Origin of the sequence: Adlercreutzia muris (assembly GCF_041223505.1) — a bacterium.
GTDB lineage: Bacteria > Actinomycetota > Coriobacteriia > Coriobacteriales > Eggerthellaceae > Adlercreutzia > Adlercreutzia muris.
The window spans coordinates 1-5293 of record NZ_JBCLQK010000021.1 but is presented as its reverse complement, the minus strand read 5'-3'; the positions used below and the strand labels follow the sequence as shown (position 1 = coordinate 5293).

The window sequence follows — 5293 nt, the reverse complement described above, 5'->3', positions numbered from 1 at the left end:
GGGGGCGATGGGAAAGCGCCCCCTGCGAGCGGAACGACCTGTCCTCCCGCGGCCTCGCGCCGCAGTACTTTCGGCGAGGTGGGGCTTAACTGCCGAGTTCGGAATGGGATCGGGTGATCCCCCACTCCATGGTTCCGCTCGCGGGAGGCGCTCCCGCGCAGCTCTGTATGAGCCGCTGCCGGGGGGCGGGGCGGTGCCCGCGCCACCCTGGCGGCCGCATGCGCGCGACGGATCACGATCGGCGACGTGTCTCTACGAAGACGTGCGAAGAAGAGCTCGGGCTATTAGTAGCGCTCGCCTGAGCAGGTCGCCCTGCTTGCAGCTGCGCCCTATCGACCTCGTGGTCTACGAGGGCCCTTACCGGAGAGGGAGCTCATCTCGGAGGCGGCTTCCCACTTAGATGCCTTCAGCGGTTATCCGTGCCGGACGTAGCTAGGCGGCGGTGCCGTTGGTCGACAACCGCGTCACCAGAGGTCCGTCCACCCCGGTCCTCTCGTACTAGGGGCAGATCTCCTCAACTCCCTTGCGCCCGCGGAGGATAGGGACCGAACTGTCTCACGACGTTCTGAACCCAGCTCGCGTACCGCTTTAAACGGCGAACAGCCGTACCCTTGGGACCGACTTCAGCCCCAGGATGCGATGAGCCGACATCGAGGTGCCAAACCTTGCCGTCGATGTGGACTCTTGGGCAAGATCAGCCTGTTATCCCCGGAGTACCTTTTATCCGTTGAGCGACGGCCATTCCACTCTGGGCCGCCGGATCACTAGAACCTGCTTTCGCACCTGCTCGGCGTGTCTGCCTCGCAGTCAGGCCCGCTTACACTCTTGCGCTCTCGGGACGGTTGCCGACCGTCCTGAGCGGACCTTACGCGCGCCTCCGTTACGTTTTGGGAGGCGACCGCCCCAGTCAAACTACCCGCCTGGCACGGTCCGCGCGCCGGGTCACGGCCGCGCGTTAGGCAGCCGGCACGACGAGGGCAGTATTCCAAGGTCGCCTCCACGGGGGCTTGCGCCCCCGCTTCGCGGGCTCCTGCCTATCCTCTACACGCCGTACCAGATGCCAATGCCAAGCTGCAGTAAAGGTTCACGGGGTCTTTCCGTCCTTCCGCGGGTAGTTCGCATCTTCACGAACAGTACAATTTCACCGGGTCCACGGTTGAGACAGCGCCCAAATCGTTACGCCATTCGTGCAGGTCGGAACTTACCCGACAAGGAATTTCGCTACCTTAGGACCGTTATAGTTACGGCCGCCGTTTACCGGGGCTTGGCTTCAGGGCTTCGCTTGCGCTAACTCATCCGCGTAACCTTCCGGCACCGGGCAGGCGTCAGACCCTATACGTCGCCTTGCGGCTTTGCAGAGTCCTGTGTTTTTGATAAACAGTCGCTTGGGCCGTTTCGCTGCGGCCCCCACTAGCTCCGGACGCGAGGTCCTTCACCGGCGGGGGCGCCCCTTCTCCCGAAGTTACGGGGCCAGTATGCCGAGTTCCTTAACCGTGGTTCTCCCGATCGCCTCGGTATGTTCTACCCGCCCACCTGTGTCGGTTTTGGTACGGGCGCCGACGGCACTCCCTAGAGGTTTTTCTCGGAAGCATGGGCTCACCGGCTTCGCTCTATCGCTTCGTCTCGCGTCTCAGGCCATGTGCGCAGCTGATTTCCACGCTGCGCGCCCTACGCGCTTTCACGGGGACGTCCAGAACCCCGCCCGGCTACCCTTCTCCGTCGCCCCATCGGTAATGCCGCGCCGTCGGCGGTGCGGGAATGTCTGCCCGCTGCGCATCGGCTACGCCTCCCGGCCTCGCCTTAGCTCCCGACTGACCCTGGGGGGATTAGCCTCGCCCAGGAACCCTTAGGCTCACGGCGGCGGCGTTTCTCGCGCCGCTCTCGTTACTCATGCCAGCATTCTCACCTCCGCGCGCTCCACGGATGCTCGCGCACCCGCTTCGCCGCAGCGCGGAGAGCTCCCCTACCACTGAAAGATCAGTCCGCCGCTTCGGTGCATCGCTTAGCCCCGTGAATTGTCGGCGCATGTCCACTCGACCAGTGAGCTGTTACGCACTCTTTAAATGCATGGCTGCTTCTAAGCCAACATCCTGGTTGTCTGGGCAGACGCACATCCTTTGCCACTCAGCGATGACTTGGGGACCTTAGCGGGCGGTCTGGGCTGTTTCCCTCTCGAGCGCGCAGCTTAGCCCACGCCCTCTGACTCCCGGCCTGTGGACCCGCGGCATTCGGAGTTCGGCTCCCGTCGGTAGGCGGTGAGGCCCCCTCAGGGATCCGGTGGCTCTACCACCGCGGGTAAACGGCCGAGGCTAGCCCTAAAGCTATTTCGGGGAGAACGAGATATCTCCGGGTTTGATTGGCCTTTCACCCCTATCCACGGGTCATCCCCTCCGTTTTCAACCGAAGTGGGTTCGGCCCTCCACGGGGTCTTACCCCCGCTTCAGCCTGCCCATGGATAGCTCACCCGGCTTCGCGTCTGCAGCGTGCGACTCACTCGCCATCTTAAAGGCTCGCTTTCGCTGCGGCTCGTTTCAAACTTAACCTCGCCGCACACCGCAACTCGCTGGCTCATTCTACAAAAGGCACGCCGTCACAGCGCAAGGCTGCTCCGACTGCTTGTGGGCGCACGGTTTCAGGTACTGTTTCACTCCCCTCTCGGGGTGCTTTTCACCTTTCCCTCACGGTACTGGTTCGCTATCGGTCACAGGAGAGTGTTCAGCCTTGGAGGGTGGTCCCCCCGGCTTCGGACCGGGTTTCACGTGCCCGGCCCTACTCGGGATGCGCAACTGAGGTCCGCATGGTTTCGCGTACGGGGCTCTCACCCGCTGCGGCCGGCCCTTCCATGCCGTTCCGCTACCATGTGGATTTGTAACCTCACGCGGGAGGGCAGCTCCCGCACGTGCGTCCCGCAACCCCCGGGCGGCAACGCCTGCCGCTTACACGCGCCCGGGTTTGGGCTGGTGCGCTTTCGCTCGCCGCTACTCGCGCAATCTCGGTTGATTTCTCTTCCTCGGGGTACTTAGATGTTTCAGTTCCCCCGGTTGCCTCCCTCATCCCTATTTGATTCGGGATGGGGTACCTGGGCATGGCCCCAGGTGGGTTCCCCCATTCGGAGACCTGCGGATCAAGGTGTGTTTGCCACTCCCCGCAGATTATCGCAGCTTGCCGCGTCCTTCGTCGACTTCCTGTGCCAAGGCATCCGCCGTGCGCCCTTGGTATCTTCTTCCGATCTCAAGGTCGCATGGGGGGCCAAAGGGTAGGAAGGCCCCCCACGGTATCGTCCATTGGATTGTTGAGAATTTCTCTATCCGTCGTATAACATACGTTCGCGATCGTGATGAATCGTCTTGTCCATGATGCGAACACCCATCGAACACTCTAAAGCAGAGCTTCAGGAATTGATGTTGGTGTTGATCATGATCGTGACAATGTATCTCGTCACGCGCTATGCAGCTGTCAAGGTGCGCGGGGGCCGCTCTCGCGGAGCCCTCGCAGCCGGATGCTGAGAGATGGGACGGGCTCTAGGTCTCTCCCTAGAAAGGAGGTGATCCAGCCGCACCTTCCGGTACGGCTACCTTGTTACGACTTCACCCCCCTTACCCTCCACACCTTCGACGCCTCCGCCCCCAGGGGGTTCGGCCGGCGGCTTCGGGTGCAGACGACTCGGGTGGTGTGACGGGCGGTGTGTACAAGGCCCGGGAACGTATTCACCGCGGCGTGCTGATCCGCGATTACTAGCAACTCCGGCTTCACGCAGGCGGGTTGCAGCCTGCGATCCGAACTGGGACCGGCTTTCCGGGATCCGCTCCCCCTCGCGGGGTGGCAACCCTCTGTACCGGCCATTGTAGCACGTGTGCAGCCCAGGGCATAAGGGGCATGATGACTTGACGTCGTCCCCACCTTCCTCCGGCTTGACGCCGGCAGTCCCCCGCGAGTCCCCAACTGAATGCTGGCAACACGGGGCGGGGGTTGCGCTCGTTGCGGGACTTAACCCAACATCTCACGACACGAGCTGACGACAGCCATGCACCACCTGCGCCGACTCCTCTCGGCCACCGGGTCTCCCCGGCTTCATCGGCATGTCAAGCCCTGGTAAGGTTCTTCGCGTTGCTTCGAATTAAGCCACATGCTCCGCTGCTTGTGCGGGCCCCCGTCAATTCCTTTGAGTTTTAGCCTTGCGGCCGTACTCCCCAGGCGGGGCGCTTAATGCGTTGGCTGCGGCACGGAGGGATCGTCCCCCCACACCTAGCGCCCATCGTTTACGGCTGGGACTACCAGGGTATCTAATCCTGTTCGCTCCCCCAGCTTTCGCGCCTCAGCGTCAGTGACGGCCCAGAGAGCTGCCTTCGCCATCGGTGTTCTTCCCGATATCTGCGCATTCCACCGCTACACCGGGAATTCCGCTCTCCTCTACCGCACTCGAGCCGCCCAGTCCGGGACCCGGCCCGGGGTTGAGCCCCGGGGTTAGAGGTCCCGCTTAGGCGGCCGCCTACGCGCGCTTTACGCCCAATGAATCCGGATAACGCTCGCCCCCTACGTATTACCGCGGCTGCTGGCACGTAGTTAGCCGGAGCTTCTTCTGCAGGTACCGTCTTGGATCTTCCCTGCTGAAAGCGGTTTACAACCCGAGGGCCTTCGTCCCGCACGCGGCGTTGCTGCGTCAGGGTTTCCCCCATTGCGCAAAATTCCCCACTGCTGCCTCCCGTAGGAGTCTGGGCCGTATCTCAGTCCCAATGTGGCCGGTCGACCTCTCAGTCCGGCTACCCATCGCGGGCACGGTGGGCCGTTACCCCGCCGTCTACCTAATGGGCCGCGACCCCATCCCGCGCCGTCTCGGCTTTCCCGGCAGGGCCATGGGGCCCTCCCGGAGTATCCGGTATTAGCCGCCGTTTCCAGCGGTTGTCCCGGAGCGCGGGGCAGGTTGGTCACGTGTTACTCACCCGTTCGCCACTCTATGTCCGCCCGAGGGCGGTTTAATCGTTCGACTTGCATGTGTTAAGCACGCCGCCAGCGTTCATCCTGAGCCAGGATCAAACTCTCCGTTCAAAGCGCGGCCCGAGGGCCGCGACAGATCGTGTGAGTTTCGATTCTGTTAAAACTCTCCGTCGGGGCATGCGCCCCTGACAGGGAAATTGGTAAAGCTTCTCGCTTCGAATGTCCGTCTGACGCCCGAGAACTCGTCTCGGGCTCCATCCTCAGTATCCGGTTGTCAAGGTTCCGCGGGCCTCGCCCGCCGCCGTCTCTCGCGAGCGGCGCAAGGAAGTACTTTACAGGTCGGCTCCGGTCTTGTCAA

3 rRNA genes are annotated in these 5293 nt (G+C 62.9%); all 3 read right to left on the bottom strand.

Annotated elements, in window-relative coordinates:
- Window positions 1–25: 25 nt before the first annotated feature.
- A 5S ribosomal RNA gene (gene rrf / locus AAK988_RS11285) occupies window positions 26–140 on the bottom strand.
- A gap of 124 nt (window positions 141–264) precedes the next feature.
- A 23S ribosomal RNA gene (locus tag AAK988_RS11280) occupies window positions 265–3226 on the bottom strand.
- A gap of 311 nt (window positions 3227–3537) precedes the next feature.
- A 16S ribosomal RNA gene (locus tag AAK988_RS11275) occupies window positions 3538–5046 on the bottom strand.
- The 16S, 23S and 5S rRNA genes sit together here, the layout of an rRNA operon.
- Window positions 5047–5293 lie beyond the last annotated feature (247 nt).